This is a genomic window from Rathayibacter sp. Leaf296 (assembly GCF_001423045.1).
GTDB classification, from domain to species: domain Bacteria; phylum Actinomycetota; class Actinomycetes; order Actinomycetales; family Microbacteriaceae; genus Rathayibacter; species Rathayibacter caricis.
The window spans coordinates 241,056-260,783 of the sequence record NZ_LMNR01000003.1 but is presented as its reverse complement, the minus strand read 5'-3'; the positions used below and the strand labels follow the sequence as shown (position 1 = coordinate 260,783).

Below are 19,728 nucleotides of genomic sequence, written 5' to 3'. Positions count from 1 at the left end.
CCCCGCCGGCCGCCCACGGGTGGCAGCGGAGCAGACGACGAGCAGCGAGGACGGAGCCGAGGACGAGTCCGTGGAGCTGGACCGCCTGCAGCGCGTACGCGGAGCACGAGGGGTAGTAGCGGCAGACGTCCCCGTACAGAGGGGAGACCACCGCCCGGTAGACGATCAGCAGCAGGATCCCGATGTTGCGGGGGAGCAGGAGCAGTGCCCACGCCGCTCGCACCGGCCACGAGAGCGGGCGGTCGAGAACGGAGGTGGTCACGAGCGGACCTCGGAGGGCCGACCGGAGCGCGGGTTCCGCGTCATCGCACCCACGACCTCTCGGCGCAGCTCCGACCAGGGAGCCGTCGCGCTGCTGGGCAGCGCGCGGATCACGACGTCGGTGCCGTGGTCGGTCTGCCCGACCAGCTCGAACGCGATCGCCTTGAGGCGGCGGCGCACGGTGTTGCGCGTCACGGCCGACCCGACGGTCTTGGCCACGATGAAGCCGAACCGCGGGGGAGTCGCCGAGGAGGACCTCCGGACATACGTGACGGTGTGCGGTCCTGTGGACCGCACACCGCGACGGACGACTGTCCGGTACTCGTCACCTCGGACGATGCGATTGGCTCTGGCCAGCACCGCTGGTCGGTACCGCTGGGCTCTACGCCGAGAGCTCGGTGCGGCCCTTGGCGCGACGCGCGCTCAGGATGCCGCGGCCGGCGCGGGTGCGCATGCGCAGACGGAAGCCGTGCACCTTGGCGCGACGACGGTTGTTCGGCTGGAAGGTTCGCTTGCTCATAGTTCAATCTCCACGTACGTGTTCCTCGGTACCAGCGGGGCGTCCGCCGGAGCGGTGCCCCGGTTCCCCGGGAAGAAAGGGTGCCCGGCTCCGATCCGGTACCGTCCGTGAGGACCGACCGTGCGACCCCGGGCAGGCGTCAACTGATTAAAACTACGGCCTCTCCCGTCACCGGTCAAATACGGTGCGGCCGAAACCTCGATTCTGCCCGTGCACGAGGCGCGTTCCGCGCATTGACACGCGGAGTCGCCTGTGGTGGATTTGTCTCCCGTCGGCTCCTTCGTTACCGTGTTGAGCCGCAGTTATCCACAGGCCGAGACGGCTCGTGCCCGCGTCCGCGCTGGCATCGGCTCCCCCCTGTGGAAGACCCTGTGGAAGACGTCCGTCCCCCCGAAGGGTCCGGACGGCCGACGGAACCGCGGGTTCGCCGTCGTGAACGACGCCGCAGGGCGCACAGGATGTCGACAGCGACCGAGGACCGGAGACAGATGCCAGAGGACACGTCGATCGTCGACGCGTGGAAGGTGATCCTCGGGGCCCTCTCGCAGGACGAGCGCATCACCGCTCCGCTCTACGGATTCGTCTCGCTCGTGGAGCCCAAGGGCATCATGGCGGGCACCTTCTACCTCGAGGTCCCGAACGAGTTCACCCGCGGCATGCTCGAGCAGCGCGTGCGGGTCCCGCTGCTCAGCGCGATCGGCACGCTCGACGACTCGTTCGGCGTCTCGACCTTCGCCTTCGTGGTGAACCCCGACATCGAGCACGAGCCGCTGAGCTCGCCGGCGTCGTCGGAGTCGATGAACCCGTTCGAGCCGATCACCGCCTCCTCCCCCTCCCTCGCCCCCGTGCGCTCGGTCGACGAGATGCGGACCGTGCCGGCCACCGACACGAGGCTCAACCCCAAGTACAGCTTCGACAACTTCGTCATCGGAGGCTCGAACCGCTTCGCCCACGCCGCGGCGGTCGCCGTCGCCGAGGCCCCCGCGAAGGCCTACAACCCGCTCTTCGTCTACGGCGACTCCGGCCTCGGCAAGACCCACCTCCTCCACGCCATCGGCCACTACGCGATGAGCCTCTACCCCGGCATCCGGGTGCGGTACGTCTCCTCCGAGGAGTTCACGAACGACTTCATCAACTCGATCGCGAACAACCGGGGCAACGCGTTCCACGGCCGGTACCGCAATGTCGACATCCTCCTGATCGACGACATCCAGTTCCTGCAGGGGAAGGCCGAGACGCAGGAGGCCTTCTTCCACACGTTCAACCAGCTGCACGATCACAACAAGCAGGTCGTGATCACGTCGGACCTGCCGCCCAAGGCGCTCACCGGCTTCGAGGACCGCATGCGCTCGCGCTTCGAGTGGGGCCTCATCACCGACGTGCAGGCGCCCGACCTCGAGACGCGCATCGCGATCCTCCGCAAGAAGGCCGTCAGCGAGAAGCTGCTGGTGCCCGACGACATCCTCGAGTTCATGGCGTCGAAGGTGTCGAGCAACATCCGCGAGCTCGAGGGGACGCTCATCCGCGTCACCGCATTCGCGAGCCTCAACCGCACGCCCGTCGACATGTCGCTCGTGCAGACGGTGCTCAAGGATCTGATCACGCTCGACGAGGACAACGTCATCTCGCCGGTCGACATCATCAATCACACCGCCGACTACTTCAAGCTGACGGTCGACGACCTCTACGGCTCATCCCGCTCGCAGGCCGTGGCCACCGCGCGTCAGATCGCGATGTACCTGTGCCGGGAGCTGACGAACCTGTCGCTGCCCAAGATCGGCCAGCTGTTCGGCAACCGCGACCACACGACCGTGATGTACGCGAACAAGAAGATCTCGGAGCTCATGAAGGAGCGCCGCAGCATCTACAACCAGGTCACCGAGCTGACCACCCGCATCAAGACGAACCGCTAAGTCGGCACCGTCCTCTCTCTGCCGACCCAGTAGTCGCACAGCCCTTCCCGCTGGTCGAGCAGCCGCGCAGCGGCGTCTCGAGACCCACCCTCCTGATGACGGGGATCTCGATACGCGCCCTCCAGGCGCTACTCGATCAGCAATGAGTGGCACACGTCTCCCCCTGTTCGAGCAGCGCAGTCCTCCTCCCTCCTGGTCGAGTAGCCGCGCAGCGGCGTCTCGAGACCGCACTACGCCGAGCGTCACCGCCTCCGACACGCCGCCGCGCCCTCCCGCGTTCGACGGATCGAACGGATCCCGTCGATTTCCACACGTGTGCAGAACCTGTGGATAACTGTGGACAACCGGCCTCGAACTGTGCGGCCGATCGAGCCGCCTGTGGAATCGGGCGTGGGCGTCCGGATCTGTCAACAGGGCGTCCACCGACGCGCTCACACCTCCTCCACAGGGGCACGGGGTGCGCATGCCAGCAACGAGTAGGCGTCCGGAGCGTTTTCCACAGTTTCCACACGTGTTAACACTGTTAACGCAGTTCTCTCTTTAATCAGGGCACGAACGACAACCTTGTGGAAGAGCGGACGAGCGGGCAGCGGGTCCACCCCCTTCTGAGCACGTCGAGAGTCACGAGTACGATGGGCGTCGGTCTTCTTCAGCGACTCGTCAGGGGTGTTTTCGTGAGGTTCCAAGCCAACCGCGATGTCTTCAGCGAGGCCGTGTCGTTCGCGGTCAAGCTGCTGCCGCAGCGCACGACCCTGCCGATCCTCTCCGGCGTCCTCATCGAAGCGACGAGCGAGGGCCTCACGCTCTCCTCCTTCGACTACGAGGTCTCGGCTCAGACGCAGATCGCCGCCGACGTCGAGGAGACCGGCACCGTCCTCGTCTCGGGGCGCCTTCTCGCCGACATCGCCAACCGTCTGCCGAACGCCCCGGTGCGCATCGCCACGCAGGAGTCGCGGGTGTCGGTCTCGGCCGGGTCCGCCCACTTCACGCTGCTGCAGATGCCGGTCGAGGAGTACCCGTCGATCCCCGAGATCGACGCGTCGACCGGGCTCGTCCCCGCCGACGCCTTCTCGGCCGCGATCTCGCAGGTCGCCGTGGCCGCGTCGCGCGACGACGTCACCCCGGTCATCACGGGCGTGCAGCTCGAGATCACCGAGAACACCATCGGACTCGTCGCGACCGACCGCTACCGCGTCGCCGTCCGCGAGATCGACTGGGACAACGGCGACAACCCCGCCCCGACCCAGCCCCTCACCGCACTCGTCCCGGCCCGCACCCTGCAGGAGGTCGGCAAGACCTTCGGCCACTCCGGCACCGTCTCGGTCGCGATCACGCAGCGCGACGAGCGCGAGCTCATCGCCTTCACCGCCGACCGCAAGACCGTCACGTCGCTCCTGATCAAGGGCAACTTCCCCCCGGTCAAGCGCCTCTTCCCCGCCTCCGTCGAGAACTACGCGGTCATGGCGACGAGCGACCTCATCGAAGCCACCCGCCGCGTCTCCCTCGTCCTCGAGCGAGAAGCCGCACTCCGCTTCAGCTTCAGCAGCGACGGCCTCACTCTCGAGGCCATCGGATCGGAGCAGGCGCAGGCGTCCGAGAGCATCGACGCGATCCTGACCGGAGGCGACGTCGTCGTCTCGCTGAAGCCGCAGTTCCTGCTCGACGGGCTCGCCGCGGTGCACTCGGAGTTCGTGCGCATCGCGTTCACGAAGACCGAGAACCCCAACAAGCCCGGTCCCGTGCTCCTCACGGCCCAGACCTCGCGCGACCAGCCCGGCAACGACAGCTACCGCTACCTGCTGCAGCCCAACCTGCTCCTGCGCTGACCCCCGTTCCTCGATCGCACCGTCGCGACCCTCCCCGCTCCCGACGAGCGCCCGCCCGCCGGCTCATGAATCCAGGAAGGTTCACCATGCACATCGGACTCGTCGGACTCGGCAAGATGGGCGACAACATGCGCTCCCGCCTCCGTGAGAAGGGAGTGGAGGTGACCGGCTACGACCGCAACCCGGACGTGTCCGACTCCGCCTCCCTCGACGAGATGATCGCCGCGCTCCCCACGCCCCGCGTCGTGTGGGTCATGGTCCCCGCCGGCGCCATCACGGACAGCGTCATCACCGAGCTGTCCGAGAAGCTCGACGAGGGCGACCTCGTCATCGACGGCGGCAACTCGCGCTTCACCGAGGACTTCAAGCACGACGCGCTCCTCAAGCCCAAGGGCATCCACTACATCGACGCCGGCGTCTCCGGCGGCGTATGGGGCCTCGAGAACGGCTACGGCCTGATGGTCGGCGGCCCGAGCGAGCTCGTCGAGTACGCCATGCCCGTCTTCGACGCGCTGCGCCCCGAGGGCCCCCGCGAGGAGGGCTTCGTCCACGTGGGCGAGGTCGGCGCCGGCCACTACGCGAAGATGGTCCACAACGGCATCGAGTACGCGCTCATGCAGGCGTTCGCCGAGGGCTACGAGCTCCTCGACACGCGCAAGGACATCATCAAGGACGTCACCGGCACCTTCAAGGCGTGGCAGCGCGGCACGGTCGTCCGCTCCTGGCTCCTCGAGCTCCTCGTCCGCGCCCTCGAGCAGGACCCCGAGTTCGAGCACATCGAGGGCTACGTCCAGGACTCGGGCGAAGGCCGCTGGACCATCGAGGAGGCCATCAACAACGCCGTCCCGGTGCCCACGATCAGCGCCTCGATCTTCGCCCGCTTCGTCTCCCGCCAGGAGGACTCGCCCGCGATGAAGGCCGTGGCGGCGCTCCGCAACCAGTTCGGCGGGCATAGCGTCAAAGCCGTCGACTGAGTCGACGGGCTCGGACGGCCTGCGGCAGTCCTCGCGGCGGTCGGCTTCCTGAGGTGGGCACGTCTCGCAGAGCCGGTCGCGTCCGACGGCCTTCGGCCCGCCGCCACCGTGAGGCAGAGGATGCTCTCACGGTACCGGCGGGCCTCCGGCCGCCTCCGTCCCTGCTTCCGCAAGGGCCGCGTCCTCCGGACGGCGGTCTGAGGGGCCGATCGCTTGAAGGACTACGGGAGGGCCGCGTCCTTCGGAGGGCGAGGGAGCATCCGCTCCTGTTCGGCCTTCACACCCCCGTCTCTGCTGGTCGAGTAGCCCCGCAGGGGCGTATCGAGACCCACCTGATCCAGGAGCCGGGCGAGTCCGGAGGCGGGGGCCGCGGAGACGTTGCCCCCGGCTTGCTGGTCGCGGAGCCCCGCAGGGGCGTATCGAGACCCGGATGCACCGGAGGTCGGGCCCATCGGAGGCGCGAGGCGGGTTCCGCGCGGAACCGGAGGAGGGGCGGCGCGCAGCAGGGTCGGGCAGAGTGGAGGAGGAGGTGGTGGCGTGCATGTGACGCAGCTCGCGTTGAGCGACTTCCGGAACTACGCCTCCGTCGACGTCGCGCTCGTGCCGGGGCCGAACCTCTTCGTGGGGCGGAACGGGCAGGGCAAGACGAACCTCGTCGAATCGCTCGGGTACCTCTCCACCCTGGGGTCGCACCGCGTCTCGAGCGACCAGGCGCTCATCCGGGCCGGCCGCGACAGCGCGGTGGTGCGCGCGCGCCTGCGCAACGGCGACCGCGAGCTGCTGGCCGAGGTGCAGATCAACCGCTCCTCCCCCAACCGCGCGCAGATCAACCGCGGCGGCATCAAGCCGCGGGAACTGCCGCGGTTCTTCTCGAGCGTCCTCTTCGCCCCGGAGGACCTCCTCCTCCTCCGCGGCGACCCGTCGGCCCGCCGCCGCTTCCTCGACCAGCTCGTGGTGCTCCTCTCCCCCCGGATGAGCGCGGTGCAGTCGGATTACGAGCGCGTGCTGCGCCAGCGCAACTCGCTGCTGAAGTCGGCGAGGGCGAGCGGCATCCGTGACGTCTCGAAGCTCGGAACCCTCGACATCTGGGACGAGCGGTTGATCGCGCTCGGCTCCGAGATCATGCAGTCGCGGCTCGCACTGGTGGACGAGCTCAGCGGCCCGGTGCGCAGCGCCTACGAGGCGGTCGCCGGCGCGGATCAGCGCCCGGTCCTGCGATCGCGCCTGAGCATCGAGGGTGCCGTCGACGACGACGGCGAACCGCTGGAGACGTCGGAGCCGGGCTCCCCCGTCGAGCGGGCCGGTCTGAGCGAGGCCTTCGCCTCCGCTCTCGTGTCGGTCCGCCGCAAGGAGCTCGACCGCGGGATCTCGCTCGTCGGCCCGCACCGGGACGACGTGCAGTTCGAGCTCAACGACCTCCCCGCCAAGGGGTACGCCAGCCACGGCGAGAGCTGGTCGTTCGCTCTGGCGCTCAAGCTCGGCGCGGCGGAGCTGCTGCGCCGCGACTCCCCCATGGGCGATCCCGTACTCATGCTCGACGACGTCTTCGCCGAGCTGGACTCGCGACGGCGCGAGCGCCTCGCCTCCGTCGTGGCGGACTACGAGCAGGTGCTGATCACCGCCGCGGTCTTCGACGACGTCCCGGAGGCGCTGGCCGCGCACACGGTGCGGATCGAGGCGGGCAGCATCGTCGAGCCGGTCGAGAGTGCCGTGCCGCCGACCGCCGCTCAGGACGATGTGACCGAGGGCCGGACCGATGGCTGACGCCCCCCGACGGCCCGCTCCCGCTCCCGACTCCGAGGCGGCCCGCGTCTACAAGCACCTCAAGGAGGTGTTCGGCGGCGACGGACCGCGCCGCATCCGCAGGACGGTCGAGCGCGCGGAGCCCAAGGGCGACGCGATCCCGTTCGGCAAGGGGCGCGACCCGCACGACCTCGGCGACGTGCTCGACGCGCTCACCCGCAAGCTCGACTGGACCGCTCCGCTGGCGCAGGGCGACCTCATCTCCTCCTGGACCGCGATCGCGGGCGAGGAGACCTCGAAGCACTCCACTCCGCTCGGCGTCGTCGACGGAGTGCTGACCGTCGCGTGCGAGTCGACGGCCTGGGCGACACAGCTGCGCCTCATGCGGATCGAGATCATGAACCACATCGCGGTGAACCACCCCGACGCGGGCATCGTCTCGATCCGTTTCCAGGGCCCCGACGTACCGAACTGGAAAAGGGGCCCCAGGTCGATTCCAGGGCGTGGTCCGCGCGACACCTACGGCTGAGGACGCATTTTCGGTCGACCCCGTCGATCCAGGCCCTCAGATCGCCGCAGAGAGCCGCGGATCGTCCTCCCGCGCGGTAGAATGGAGGGCCGCCGAACCGCAGCGACGCCGCCCCGAGTCCGTTCGGGAGCAGCGCGATCCACGTCTCGTGGCATCGCGAGCGGAGCGATCTCCAGATCCTCCCCCGCGTCGCGTCGGACCGTCAGAGGAGAACTCCACAGCTATGACACCCGAGCCGAACGACTCCACGTCACCCGCAGCGAACGACCTGGACGCGAACGGCTCCACCGACGCCCCGTCCTCGGGGATGTCCACGAAGTCCTCCGGCGACTACGGCGCCAGCCAGATCCAGGTCCTCGAGGGCCTCGAGGCCGTGCGCAAGCGCCCCGGCATGTACATCGGATCCACGGGGCCGCGCGGTCTGCACCACCTGGTCTACGAGATCGTCGACAACGCCGTCGACGAGGCGCTGGCCGGCTACTGCGACAACATCGAGGTCGTCATGCGCGCCGACGGAGGCGTGACCGTCGCCGACAACGGCCGCGGCATCCCCGTCGACATGCACCCGACCGAGGGCATCTCGACCGTCGAGCTCGTGCTGACCGTGCTGCACGCCGGCGGCAAGTTCGGCGGCGGCGGCTACGCGGTCTCCGGCGGACTCCACGGCGTCGGCTCCTCCGTCGTCAACGCTCTCTCGACGAAGCTCGAGGTCGAGGTGAAGCGCCAGGGCTCGGTCTACCGGATGTCCTTCGCCGACGGCGTGCCCGTGGCCCCGCTCGAGAAGGGCGAGGCGAGCGACGAGACCGGCACCACGATCACCTTCTGGCCCAACGGCGAGATCTTCGAGACGACCGAGTTCGACTACGAGACCCTCCGCGCGCGCTTCCAGCAGATGGCCTTCCTCAACAAGGGCCTCCGGATCGCGCTGACCGACCAGAACGAGGTCGAGTTCGACGGAGAGGGCGAGGACGAGACCGTCGGCGTCCGCGGCGACGTCTTCCACTACGAGAAGGGCCTCGTCGACTACGTCGAGTACATCAACTCGCTCAAGAAGTCCGATCTCGTCCACTCCGAGATCATCGACTTCGAGAGCGAGGACAAGGAGCGCCGCATCTCGCTCGAGGTCGCGATGCAGTGGACGACGGCCTACACCGAGAGCGTCCACACGTACGCGAACACCATCAACACCCACGAGGGCGGCACCCACGAGGAGGGCTTCCGCGCGGCGCTGACCACCCTCGTGAACAAGTACGCCCGGGCCAAGAACCTCCTGAAGGACAAGGACGACAACCTGTCCGGCGAGGACATCCGCGAGGGCCTCACCGCGGTCGTCTCGATCAAGCTCGGCGAGCCGCAGTTCGAGGGCCAGACCAAGACCAAGCTCGGCAACACCGAGGCCAAGGCGTTCGTGCAGCGCGTGACCGGCGAGCAGCTCGCCGACTGGTTCGACCGCAACCCCACGCAGGCCAGGGACATCATCAGCAAGTCGATCCAGGCCGCGTCGGCCCGGATGGCTGCCCGCAAGGCGCGCGAGACGGCCCGTCGCAAGGGCCTGCTCGAGGGCGGCGGCATGCCCGGCAAGCTCAAGGACTGCCAGTCGAAGGACCCGTCGCTCTCCGAGATCTTCATCGTCGAGGGCGACTCGGCCGGCGGATCCGCGGTGCAGGGACGCAATCCCGAGACGCAGGCGATCCTCCCCCTCCGCGGCAAGATCCTCAACGTCGAGAAGGCGCGCCTCGACCGCGCACTCGGCAACAACGAGGTCCAGGCCATGATCACGGCGTTCGGCGCCGGCATCGGGGAGGACTTCAACCCCGACAAGGCGCGGTACCACAAGATCATCCTGATGGCCGACGCCGACGTCGACGGCCAGCACATCACGACGCTGCTGCTGACGCTCCTGTTCCGCTACATGCGCCCGCTGATCGACCTGGGCTACGTCTACCTCGCGCAGCCGCCGCTGTACCGGTTGAAGTGGTCGAACTCGCCGCACGAGTACGTCTACAGCGACCGCGAGCGCGACGCGCTGATCGCGCACGGCGCCGCGTCGAACAAGCGCCTGCCGAAGGAGAACGGGATCCAGCGCTACAAGGGTCTCGGCGAGATGGACTACAAGGAGCTGTGGGAGACCACGATGGATCCGGCCACCCGGACCCTCCTCCAGGTCACGCTCGACGACGCGGCCGCCGCCGACGAGATCTTCTCGACCCTGATGGGCGAGGACGTGGAGTCGCGGCGCTCGTTCATCCAGAAGAACGCGAAGGACGTGCGCTTTCTCGACATCTAGATGTCGAGAAAGCGCACGTCCTTCGAAAGGCGGCAGCCGGGCGGTCCAGTGGACCGCCCTCGCAACCACCTCGAAGACGTGACGGCGACCCTCAATGGGTCGCATCTTCGACTCGAACGCGACAGCGGCCTCCATCCGCCCGACCACCACCACCTGACACCCAGCGCGACCGCTGCCCCGTCCCACCCGGGGCCCGGACCCACCTGAGAGACCAGAGATCATGGCAGACGAACCCACCACCCCCACCGGTCCGGACGACAGCGAGGACATCGTCACCGAGACCGGTGTGGTGATCCACGGGCACGACAAGATCGAGCCCGTCGATCTGCAGCTCGAGATGCAGCGCTCCTACCTCGATTACGCGATGAGCGTCATCGTGGGCCGTGCGCTGCCGGAGGTGCGCGACGGCCTGAAGCCCGTGCACCGCCGCGTGATCTACGCGATGTACGACGGCGGTTACCGCCCCGACAAGGCGTTCTCGAAGTGCTCGCGCGTCGTCGGCGACGTGATGGGCCAGTTCCACCCGCACGGCGACTCCGCCATCTACGACGCCCTCGTGCGCCTGGTGCAGCCGTGGAGCCTCCGCTACCCGCTCGCCCTGGGCCAGGGCAACTTCGGCTCCCCCGGCAACGACGGCGCCGCGGCCCCGCGGTACACCGAGACCAAGATGGCACCGCTGGCCCTCGAGATGGTCCGCGACATCGACAAGAACACCGTCGACTTCCAGGACAACTACGACGGCCGCACGCGCGAGCCGGCGATCCTCCCCGCGCGCTTCCCGAACCTGCTGGTCAACGGCTCGGTCGGCATCGCGGTCGGCATGGCCACCAACATCCCGCCGCACAACCTCCGCGAGGTCGCGGCCGGCGCCAAGTGGGCGCTCGAGAACCCGGAGGCGTCGCGCGAGGAGCTGCTCGAGGCCCTCCTGCAGCGCATCAAGGGCCCCGACTTCCCCACCGGCGCGCAGATCCTCGGTGTGCGCGGCATCCAGGACGCGTACCGCACCGGTCGCGGCTCCATCACGATGCGCGCCGTCGTCTCGATCGAGGAGATCCAGGGCCGCACCTGCCTCGTCGTCACCGAGCTGCCGTACCAGGTGAACCCCGACAACCTCGCGATCAAGATCGCCGAGCTCGTCAAGGACGGCCGCGTCTCCGGCATCGCCGACATCCGCGACGAGACCTCGGGCCGCACCGGTCAGCGCCTCGTCGTCGTGCTCAAGCGCGACGCCGTGGCCAAGGTCGTGCTGAACAACCTGTACAAGCACACCCCGCTGCAGGAGAACTTCGGCGCGAACATGCTCGCGATCGTCGACGGCATCCCGCGCACGCTCTCGCTCGACGGCTTCATCCGCGCGTGGGTCGACCACCAGGTCGAGGTCATCGTCCGCCGCACGCAGTACCTCCTCGACGAGGCCGAGGCGCGCATCCACATCCTGCGTGGCTACCTGAAGGCGCTCGACGCGCTCGACGAGGTCATCGCCCTCATCCGCCGCTCCCCCACCGTCGAGGAGGCGCGCGACGGCCTGATGGAGCTGCTCGACATCGACGAGGTGCAGTCGCGGGCGATCCTCGACATGCAGCTGCGCCGGCTCGCCGCGCTCGAGCGCCAGAAGATCATCGACGAGCACGACCGCATCCAGGCCGAGATCGAGGACTACAAGTCGATCCTCGCGAGCCCGGAGCGCCAGCGCAGCATCATCTCGGACGAGCTCGACGAGATCGTCGACCGCTTCGGCGACGACCGCCGCACCGAGATCCTCTTCGGCTTCGACGGCGACATGAGCGTCGAGGACCTGATCCCCGAGGAGGAGATGGTCGTCACCGTCACCCGCGGCGGCTACCTCAAGCGCACCCGCAGCGACTCCTACCGGGCGCAGCACCGCGGCGGTCGGGGAGTGCGCGGCGCCCAGCTGAAGGCCGACGACATCGTCGAGCACTTCTTCGTGACCACCACGCACCACTGGCTCCTCTTCTTCACGAACACCGGACGCGTGTACCGCGCCAAGACGTACGAGCTGCAGGAGGCGAGCCGCGACGCGAAGGGCCAGCACATCGCGAACCTCCTCGCGCTGGAGCCGGGCGAGCAGATCGCGCAGATCCTCGACATCCGCGACTACGAGGCGGCTCGCTACCTCGTGCTCGCGACGCGCGACGGATTGGTGAAGAAGACGGCGCTGTCCGAGTACGACACCAACCGCTCCGGCGGCATCATCGCGATCAAGCTGCGCGAGGGCGACGAGCTCGTCTCGGCGCTGCTGGTCGACGAGGACAGCGACGTGCTGCTGGTCTCCCGCAAGGGCATGTCGATCCGCTTCACCGCGTCCGACGAGGCGCTGCGTCCGATGGGCCGATCGACCTCCGGAGTGCGGGGCATGTCGTTCCGCGGCGAGGACCGCCTGCTCGACGCCAACGTCGTCAGCGACGAGGGCTTCGTGTTCATCGTCACCGAGGGCGGCTACGCGAAGCGCACCGCGGTGGACCAGTACCGCCTGCAGAACCGCGGCGGACTGGGCATCAAGGTGGCCAAGCTCGAGGAGAAGCGCGGCGATCTCGTCGGCGCGATCATCACGGGAGAGGACGACGAGGTGCTCGTCGTGCTCGCCGGAGGCAAGGTGGTACGCTCTGCCGTGGCCGAGGTACCGGCCAAGGGTCGCGACACCATGGGAGTCGTCTTCGCACGATTCGCAGAGGACGACCGCATCATCGCACTCGCCAAGAACACCGAACGCAATCTCGACGCCCCGGACGAGGATCCCGACGCCGCAGCGGCGTCCTCCGACTCCGAACCGGTGTCGGAGGAGGATGGGTCCGTAGATGAGTAGCACCGTCGCCGAGAAGCTCGCCAAGAAGTCAGCGAAGAGCCCGGCGGCGAAGCAGGTCCGCCTGAAGCTCGTCTACGTCGACTTCTGGTCGGCCGTGAAGCTCTCGTTCCTGCTCGGGCTCACGCTCGCGATCATCACGATCGTCGTCGTCTACCTCGTCTACACCGTGCTCGCGCAGACCGGTGTGTTCGACCAGATCAACGGCCTCGTGCAGGAGATCGCCGGCGCCGACGCGTTCGACCTGAACGCCATCATCTCTCTGCCGCAGATCATGGGCTTCGCGGTCGTCGTCGCCGTGCTGAACACCATCGTCACTACCGCGCTCGGCGCGATCGTGGCGCTGCTGTACAACCTCAGCGTCAAGATCACGGGCGGCCTGCTCGTCGGCTTCACCAACCAGTGAGCCGCTCGGGTCCCGCCGCGCGCGGGGCCCACGGCCCGATTGGGATTCTGACGCCGCGTCGGGTAGAGTCTCATCTGGCCATTTCGGGGGTATAGCTCAGGCGGTTAGAGCGCTTCACTGATAATGAAGAGGTCCCAGGTTCAAGTCCTGGTACCCCCACCCGTGCCGCTCGGCCCGTCATCTCACGGTGGCGGGCCGTTCGGCTCTCGGAGACGGATCGCCCCGTCTCCGGCCCGGGGCCTTAGCTCAGTTGGTAGAGCGCCTGCTTTGCAAGCAGGATGTCAGGAGTTCGAATCTCCTAGGCTCCACATCATCCTCGATCGCACGTCACGAGCGTCCTCGCCGGGCACGGCGACCGAACTCGTCCAGTGCGATGAGGACCTCGTCCGCCTGGAAGCGGCGGTTGCGTCGTGCGGATCCCGACGGCGTCAGCACTCCTGCTTCCAGGAGCTTCTGCACCGAGGCCTCGGCGGTCGGGAAGCTCACTCCCAGCTCTGCCGCGACGAGCGGAACGGTGATCACGGGCTGGCGCAGGAGCAGCGTTCTCAGGGCGTGCACGGAGCTGTCCCGACGCACCCGTACCTCGTCGTCCCATCGCGCGCCGATACGGAGGACGTCGTCCGCGAGGCGGCGACCGTTCGAGACGGCGGCGAACGCCGCCTCCGATACGGTCTCGACGATCGGGCCCGGATCACCCGACCGGTACGCGGTCAGAGCGGCGAAGTAGCGGCCGGTATCGCCGAGGAGGCCCGCCGAGACGGGAACGGTGACGTTCCGGGTGACTCCGCCGGCGCGGAGCATTCCCTGGATGAGCGCTCGACCTGTCCGACCGTTGCCGTCGGGAAACGGGTGGATGGTCTCGAACTGCGCGTGCGCGACGGCGATCTGCGCGATGACCGGGATATCGACCCGTCGCGCGAACTCCATCACATCCGCCATCAGTCCCGGAACGCGGTCGTGATGAGGAGGGACGAACACCGCTCCGTGCGGCGAGAGCCGGCCACCACCGATCCACACCTGGTCATCGCGCCACCTTCCGACGATGCCCGGGTCCGACTGCTCGAGCAGCACACGGTGCATGGTGAGGACGGCCCCGGAGTCGAGACGGTCGGAGAGAGCGATCGCCGCTTCCATCGCTGCCACGTTGCGCACGACGAGGCGTGCGTCGACGGAGTCGGTCTGCCCTATCTCGGCGAGAGCGAGTTGCTTCGCGCTCGCGGTGAGGTTCTCGACCTCGGAGCTCGACGCGCTCTCGGTCCGCAGGAGGATCGCCGCGAACGGTGCCGTCAGAGTGCCGATCTCCGCGTCGAAGCGGGCGAGGGCTCGACCTGCGTCATCGGCCAGAGCGACCAGTTCGGGTGGGAGGGCGAGGGCGAGCCCGGAGATCTCGGCGGGAACGGCGGCCGTGTACGGCCCTGCAGCGGCGAGGATGCGCCGCCGCGAGCCGATCTCGTCACCGCTTCGCTGCCACGGCCGCTCCTCGGAGCCGACAGGCGGCCAGGACGAGGAGGGCGGCGGTTCACTGAGCACAGTGGCGAGCTTACTCAGGCTTAGATCCATATGCCTTAATAAGCCGAGCATGAATTCTGGGTTGCGCTGTCATCACGGGCTCTCGCAGGCCAGGCCGAGGAAGTTCTCGACCGAGAGGACCTCGCCCGTCTCGTCGCGCACATCGCCGACGATGACCTCGCCGACCGACAGGGTGTCGAACTGCTCGGCGTGGAACACGACCGGGCGAGCCGACATCGACCTGCCCTCGGCGTACGCGCCCAGCGTGTAGTCGATACCGGGGGCGAAGCGCTCGATCACCGTGTCCGCCGGCCAGACCGTACGCCCGACGAGGTCCGTCGCGCCGAGGTCGACCACCGTGTCCGGGGAGGCCCAGCGGGTGAGGCGACGGAGACCGTCGCCGACCAGCAGTGGCGCGGAGTCGTCGACCGCGAGATCCAGGCCGTCCACGACTCCGGAGCAGACGACGACGATGCCGATCACCTCGCCGCGCTGCCCGCCGCGGCCCAGGCCCACGGTGGCGCTCGACTCCTGAGCACTCGAGCAGCCCGCCAGGGCCAGCGCGGCAGCGGCGCCGAGCACGACGGAGGAGCTCACGAACACGGGACGACGACGCACAGGACCTCCTGCCGCCACCCTACGATGCGGCGGAGGGCTCCGGGACGGCACGGGCGAGGGCGGACAGTGCCTGGGGGAGCGACGGGGCTCCCTCCGCGCGGAACACCGCTCGCCCGTCGGCGGCGCGCACGACGACGGTCGGGGTCGAGCGGATGTGCTCCGCCTCCGCTTCGTCGGGGCGGAACGCGACGTCGTACTCCCGCAGCTCGGCGGTGGGCACCAGCTCGACCGCGCGCTCCAGCACGGCGCGCGCCGCGTGGCAGGCGCCGCAGAAAGCGGAGGTGTACAGCTCGACGATCACACTCGGGACAACGCGTGGCGGGACCCGCGGATTCCCCGACGGCTCAGCGGACGAGCCACGCCTCGTTCATGCCCAGCGCGACGTCGACGAGCTCGACCCGTTCGAGGGACTCGACGTCGCCGAGGGGGAACCAGGACGCGGCGTCCGTCGATCCGTCGACCTCGTGCGTCAGCTCGCCGCCCGTGATGCGCGCGCGGTAGACGACGCGGATCGCGTGCAGCGGGCCGGCGGCGGGGTCGCTCCGCCGGTGCGCCGGGATCACGTGCGAGTCGACGCCGATCAGGGCCTCGAGCTCGGCGTGGTACCCGGTCTCCTCGAAGATCTCGCGGACCGCGGCGTCGGCCGGGGACTCGCCCTCGTCGATGCCGCCGCCCGGCAGGGTCCACGCCTGCCACGGACCCTGACTCCAATGCGCGAGGAGCATGCGGTCGCCGTCGATGATCACGCCGTACGCGGCGACCCGGATGTCCACTGCAGCAGCCTATCTCCGGACGATTCCGGACATGCGACAGGCCCGGACCCCGCGAGGCGGGATCCGGGCCGGACGGTGAGGATCAGGACGCGGTCGAGGCCGCGGACTGGGCGGCGCTGGCCGGCTCGTCCTCGGCGACCCACAGCTCGTCGTCGGCGCGGAACGTCTGCCAGACGGCATAGCCGATGCCGCCGACGGCGACGAGCGCGGCGCCGATGGCGAAGACCGTGCCGACGTTCGACTTCTTCTTGGGCGGAGTGGTGAGCTCCTCCCAGCGCGCTTTCGAGATCTCGGCGAGCTTCGCGCGGTTCTTCGAGTCCTTCGCGGCCTCGAACGCGGCGGCGGCAGTACCTCCGACCGCGGCGAAGGTCGGGACGACCTTGTGCAGGACGGTGTCGCGCGCGGAGGAGTACGTGCCCTCGACGGCGTGGACGCCGTTGTCGTAGACGGGCTTCACCCGCGACTGGTACGTGTCCTTCGCGAAGGGGACGAGCTCCTTCTTCGCGTACTTGGCGGCATGAGCGCGGCTCTTCTCGAGAACGGAGGCGGCGTGCGCCAGCACCTCCTGCTGCTCACTCCAGACCGCCTCGGCGTTCTTGCGGAGGCGCTTGAGATCCTTCTTGTGCTTACGTGACAGACCCATGTGGTCCTCCATCGGCTACGAGCAGCGAACTCCTCAATACTGCCACTCATCGATCGGGCTCCGCATCGCGCACCCAGCGCATTGACACCGGGCGCAGGGGACCCCTACATACGCGCTGTGCGAGAATCCACGCATGCCTTTGCACACCGCAGTCGCGACGTTCCACACCAACAAGGGCGACATCGTCGTCAACCTCTACGGGAATCACGCTCCCAAGACGGTCCGCAACTTCGTCGGTCTCGCGACCGGCGACATCGAGTGGACCCACCCGGCCACCGGTGCGAAGACGAAGGAGCCGCTCTACAACGGCACCGTCTTCCACCGCGTCATCCCGGACTTCATGCTCCAGGGCGGCGACCCGCTCGGCCAGGGCATCGGCGGGCCCGGCTTCCAGTTCGACGACGAGATCAACCCCGAGCTCGACTTCACGCAGCCCTACATCCTCGCGATGGCGAACGCCGGCAAGCAGGCGGGCCGCGGCACAAACGGCTCGCAGTTCTTCATCACCGTGGCGCCGACCACCTGGCTCCAGGGCAAGCACACGATCTTCGGTGCAGTCGCCGACGACGCCTCGAAGCAGCTCGTCCAGTCGCTCTCCACCGTCGCCACCGACGGCCGCGACAAGCCCCTCGAGGACGTCGTCATCGAGAGCGTCGAGATCACCGAGGTCTGATCCCCTCTTCCCCCTTCTCCCCGAGGGCCGGATCCGTCTGGATCCGGCCCTCGTTCTCCCCGGAGGCGAATCCGTGACTCAGGTCCCGCCGACCAGCGCGTACGCGTGCTACCGACACCCCGACCGGCAGAGCTTCGTGCGCTGCCAGCGGTGCGGTCGCACGATCTGCGGCGAGTGCCAGACGCCCGCCCCGGTCGGAGTGATCTGCCCGGACGACATGGCGCAGCAGCGCGCGGAGGCCCCGCGCACTCGCAGTCCGCTGGTCTCGAGGGTCCGCGCCATGACCCGCGCCGATCAGCCGACCGTCACCTACGCGATCATCGCCCTCTGCGTGTTCCTCTGGATCCTCGAGGTCCTCCCCGTCGTGGGCAACCTCGTCATCGGCGGGCTCGCCTACGTTCCGGCGTACACGCTCCCCGGCTTCGGTGCCGGGTTCGAGCCGTGGCGGATGCTCACCTCGGTCTTCCTGCACAGCACGTCGGTCTTCTTCGTCATCCCCTTCCACCTCGCGTTGAACATGTACACGCTGTGGATCTTCGGCATGGCGCTGGAGCGGATGCTCGGGCGCGGGCGGTACCTCGCGCTCTTCCTGCTGAGCGGCTTCGCCGGCTCGGTCGGGGTCCTGCTGCTCGCGGGTCCGCTCACGACGGTGATCGGCGCCTCCGGAGCGATCTTCGGACTGATGGGCGCCTACCTGGTGATCCTGCGGCACCTGGGCGGCCAGGCGTCGCAGCTGCTGGTGCTCGTGGGCCTCAACCTCGTCATCGGCTTCCTGCCCGGGATGAACGTGGCCTGGCAGGCGCACGTCGGCGGCCTCGTGGCGGGTGCGCTCATCGGACTCGTCTTCACCCGGACGCGGCAGCGGTCGCAGCGCCGGACGCAGAACCTGCTCGTCGGCCTGATCGGCGTGGGCCTGGTCGCGATCACGGCGGGGGCGTACGTCCTGGCGTGAGTCGCGGGTGACCTGCTGAGGGGGTTACCACCACTGGACCCCCTGCGCCGACGGGCTGGTGGACCCGGGTCTCGAGACGCCGCTTCGCGGTTGCTCGACCAGCGGAGGTGAGCGTGATCCGCTCGGTGGGGGCTGCGCGAGCGGCGGGGCTTCTCGCTGATCGAGTGGGTCGCGGAGCGGCCGTATCGAGATCCGCTCGATCCCGTACGCGGGGCTGTAACCGGCTCGGGTGGTTCATCCACAGGTGCTGTGCACAGGTGGGGAGAAAGTTATCCACAGGGTTGTTAACAATGGGGAGAACTACGCGGATGTCATTCCGCGGGGTGCAGCCGAGGGACGGGACGGTCCTCGATCCTGCCGCGTCATGCCGCGGATCGGGGTGAGCGGCCCCGGGATCCCGGGGATCCGGAGGGCGTTGCGCTCTCTCCACAGGAGTTTGCACAGCTGGGGATAATTACAGGCGTGTAGTTCGAGTGAGACGCGCGACGACGACGGTGGCGTCGCGGTCGTCGTCCTCGAGGATCCGCGTCGAGAAGCCCGACGCGGCGAACGCGGCCGCACTCGCCGGAGCCTGCTCGCGACCCGATTCGATGAGGACCGCGCCGCCCGCCGACAGCCAGTCGAGCGACTCCCGGGCGATGCGGCGATGCAGTTCGAGACCGTCGCTCCCCCCGTCGAGCGAGACGGCGGGTTCGTGCAGCCGAGCCTCCGGCGGCATCAGGGCGATCGCGTCCGTCGGCACGTAGGGCGCGTTGACGACGACGACGTCGATCCGCCGGCGCTCGACGTCGGGGAGGGCGGAGAAGAGGTCGCCCTCGAACACCTCGCCGAACCCGTCGAGGTTGGTCCGCGCGCAGGCCACCGCGGCGGAGGAGACGTCGGCGGCGAGCAGCCGCAGATCGCCGCGCTCGCCGGCCAGCGCGCGCCCGATCGCTCCGGAGCCGCAGCACAGGTCGAGCACCGTGGTACCCGAAGCGAGCCCCTCGAGCAGGGACAGGGCGGCGTCGACCACGAAGCCGGTCCGCACCCGCGGCACGAAGACTCCGGGAGCCACGCGGACGCGCAGTCCGCGGAAGTCGACCCAGCCGAGGATCTGCTCGAGCGGCTCTCCCGCCTCGCGGCGGCGCAGCAGTGCGTCGAGCGCCGCCGGGGAGGATGACGCCTCCTCGATCAGTCGCGCCTCGTCCTCGGCGAAGACGCAGCCGGCCGCTCGGAGTCGGGCCACGGACGACGAACGCCCCGTCCGGGGATCGGACGGGGCGTCGGTCATGCCGGGGACG

At 68.9% G+C, this 19,728-nt stretch carries 19 protein-coding genes and 2 tRNA genes; 12 read left to right on the top strand and 9 right to left on the bottom strand.

The features are described from left to right. The 3 genes from yidD to rpmH form a co-directional block, all read right to left on the bottom strand. Window positions 1–262, bottom strand: a 262-nt coding sequence (gene yidD / locus ASF46_RS17700; RefSeq protein WP_082485647.1) for a membrane protein insertion efficiency factor YidD, incomplete at its 3' end; no start/stop codon positions are given. Further along, window positions 259–621 carry a ribonuclease P protein component gene (gene rnpA / locus ASF46_RS17695; protein WP_056868844.1) on the bottom strand — a complete coding sequence of 121 codons (363 nt, stop codon included), beginning with the start codon at window positions 619–621 and terminating at the stop codon, window positions 259–261. The genes rnpA and yidD, both read right to left, overlap by 4 nt. Before the next feature lie 22 nt (window positions 622–643). Continuing rightward, window positions 644–781, bottom strand: coding sequence for a 50S ribosomal protein L34 (rpmH, locus tag ASF46_RS17690; protein WP_055784512.1), 138 nt, complete (start codon window positions 779–781; stop codon window positions 644–646). Window positions 782–1,239: 458 nt separating this feature from the next. On the opposite strand from rpmH, the gene dnaA reads away from it, so the two are divergent. The 10 genes from dnaA (at window position 1,240) to ASF46_RS17640 (ending at window position 13,588) form a co-directional block, all read left to right on the top strand. Then, window positions 1,240–2,694, top strand: a complete 1,455-nt coding sequence (gene dnaA / locus ASF46_RS17685; RefSeq protein WP_416351501.1) for a chromosomal replication initiator protein DnaA — start codon at window positions 1,240–1,242, stop codon at window positions 2,692–2,694. 674 nt (window positions 2,695–3,368) lie between these two features. Beyond that, window positions 3,369–4,520, top strand: a complete 1,152-nt coding sequence (dnaN, locus tag ASF46_RS17680) for a DNA polymerase III subunit beta (protein WP_055784504.1) — start codon at window positions 3,369–3,371, stop codon at window positions 4,518–4,520. 86 nt (window positions 4,521–4,606) lie between these two features. Further along, complete coding sequence (gene gnd, locus ASF46_RS17675; RefSeq protein ID WP_056868842.1) at window positions 4,607–5,494, top strand: phosphogluconate dehydrogenase (NAD(+)-dependent, decarboxylating); 888 nt, start codon at window positions 4,607–4,609, stop codon at window positions 5,492–5,494. Between the two features lie 537 nt (window positions 5,495–6,031). Further along, on the top strand, window positions 6,032–7,258 hold the full coding sequence (recF, locus tag ASF46_RS17670) for a DNA replication/repair protein RecF (protein ID WP_056868841.1): 1,227 nt from the start codon (window positions 6,032–6,034) through the stop codon (window positions 7,256–7,258). After that, window positions 7,251–7,766: a DUF721 domain-containing protein gene (locus ASF46_RS17665; protein ID WP_056868840.1), complete on the top strand. Its 516-nt coding sequence runs from the start codon at window positions 7,251–7,253 to the stop codon at window positions 7,764–7,766. The genes recF and ASF46_RS17665 overlap by 8 nt, the downstream gene beginning before the upstream one ends. A gap of 307 nt (window positions 7,767–8,073) precedes the next feature. After that, window positions 8,074–10,053: a DNA topoisomerase (ATP-hydrolyzing) subunit B gene (gene gyrB, locus ASF46_RS17660; protein ID WP_056869017.1), complete on the top strand. Its 1,980-nt coding sequence runs from the start codon at window positions 8,074–8,076 to the stop codon at window positions 10,051–10,053. Window positions 10,054–10,273: 220 nt separating this feature from the next. Further along, the gene (gene gyrA, locus ASF46_RS17655) at window positions 10,274–12,877 is read left to right on the top strand and encodes a DNA gyrase subunit A (protein ID WP_082485645.1); all 2,604 of its coding nucleotides are present in this window, start codon (window positions 10,274–10,276) and stop codon (window positions 12,875–12,877) included. After that, window positions 12,870–13,280, top strand: a complete 411-nt coding sequence (locus tag ASF46_RS17650; protein ID WP_055784492.1) for a DUF3566 domain-containing protein — start codon at window positions 12,870–12,872, stop codon at window positions 13,278–13,280. Before gyrA ends, ASF46_RS17650 begins: the two co-directional genes overlap by 8 nt. 85 nt (window positions 13,281–13,365) lie before the next feature. Further along, window positions 13,366–13,439 (top strand) — tRNA-Ile (locus ASF46_RS17645). Between the two features lie 76 nt (window positions 13,440–13,515). After that, window positions 13,516–13,588 (top strand) — tRNA-Ala (locus ASF46_RS17640). A 19-nt stretch (window positions 13,589–13,607) separates the two neighbouring features. Here the strand turns inward: ASF46_RS17640 and ASF46_RS17635 are convergent. From ASF46_RS17635 to ASF46_RS17615, 5 genes are all read right to left on the bottom strand, one after another. Then, window positions 13,608–14,810 (bottom strand): Fic family protein, encoded by a 1,203-nt coding sequence (locus ASF46_RS17635; protein ID WP_235577012.1) that lies wholly within the window; start codon window positions 14,808–14,810, stop codon window positions 13,608–13,610. A gap of 72 nt (window positions 14,811–14,882) precedes the next feature. Then, on the bottom strand, window positions 14,883–15,407 hold the full coding sequence (locus tag ASF46_RS17630; protein WP_157602746.1) for a hypothetical protein: 525 nt from the start codon (window positions 15,405–15,407) through the stop codon (window positions 14,883–14,885). Window positions 15,408–15,426: 19 nt separating this feature from the next. After that, window positions 15,427–15,708: a glutaredoxin family protein gene (locus ASF46_RS17625; protein WP_056868837.1), complete on the bottom strand. Its 282-nt coding sequence runs from the start codon at window positions 15,706–15,708 to the stop codon at window positions 15,427–15,429. A gap of 43 nt (window positions 15,709–15,751) precedes the next feature. Continuing rightward, window positions 15,752–16,180 (bottom strand): NUDIX hydrolase, encoded by a 429-nt coding sequence (locus ASF46_RS17620; protein WP_055784482.1) that lies wholly within the window; start codon window positions 16,178–16,180, stop codon window positions 15,752–15,754. Window positions 16,181–16,262: 82 nt separating this feature from the next. Continuing rightward, entirely contained in the window at window positions 16,263–16,823 is a 561-nt protein-coding gene (locus ASF46_RS17615) for a hypothetical protein (RefSeq protein ID WP_107573956.1), read from the bottom strand. A gap of 133 nt (window positions 16,824–16,956) precedes the next feature. Between ASF46_RS17615 and ASF46_RS17610 the strand changes: the two genes are divergently transcribed. Further along, window positions 16,957–17,496 carry a peptidylprolyl isomerase gene (locus tag ASF46_RS17610; protein WP_056868835.1) on the top strand — a complete coding sequence of 180 codons (540 nt, stop codon included), beginning with the start codon at window positions 16,957–16,959 and terminating at the stop codon, window positions 17,494–17,496. Between the two features lie 280 nt (window positions 17,497–17,776). Further along, window positions 17,777–18,448, top strand: a complete 672-nt coding sequence (locus tag ASF46_RS17605; RefSeq protein WP_327205473.1) for a rhomboid family intramembrane serine protease — start codon at window positions 17,777–17,779, stop codon at window positions 18,446–18,448. 454 nt (window positions 18,449–18,902) lie between these two features. On the opposite strand, the gene ASF46_RS17600 is transcribed toward ASF46_RS17605, so the two are convergent. Further along, window positions 18,903–19,673 carry a putative protein N(5)-glutamine methyltransferase gene (locus ASF46_RS17600; RefSeq protein WP_327205472.1) on the bottom strand — a complete coding sequence of 257 codons (771 nt, stop codon included), beginning with the start codon at window positions 19,671–19,673 and terminating at the stop codon, window positions 18,903–18,905. Between the last annotated feature and the right edge of the window lie 55 nt (window positions 19,674–19,728).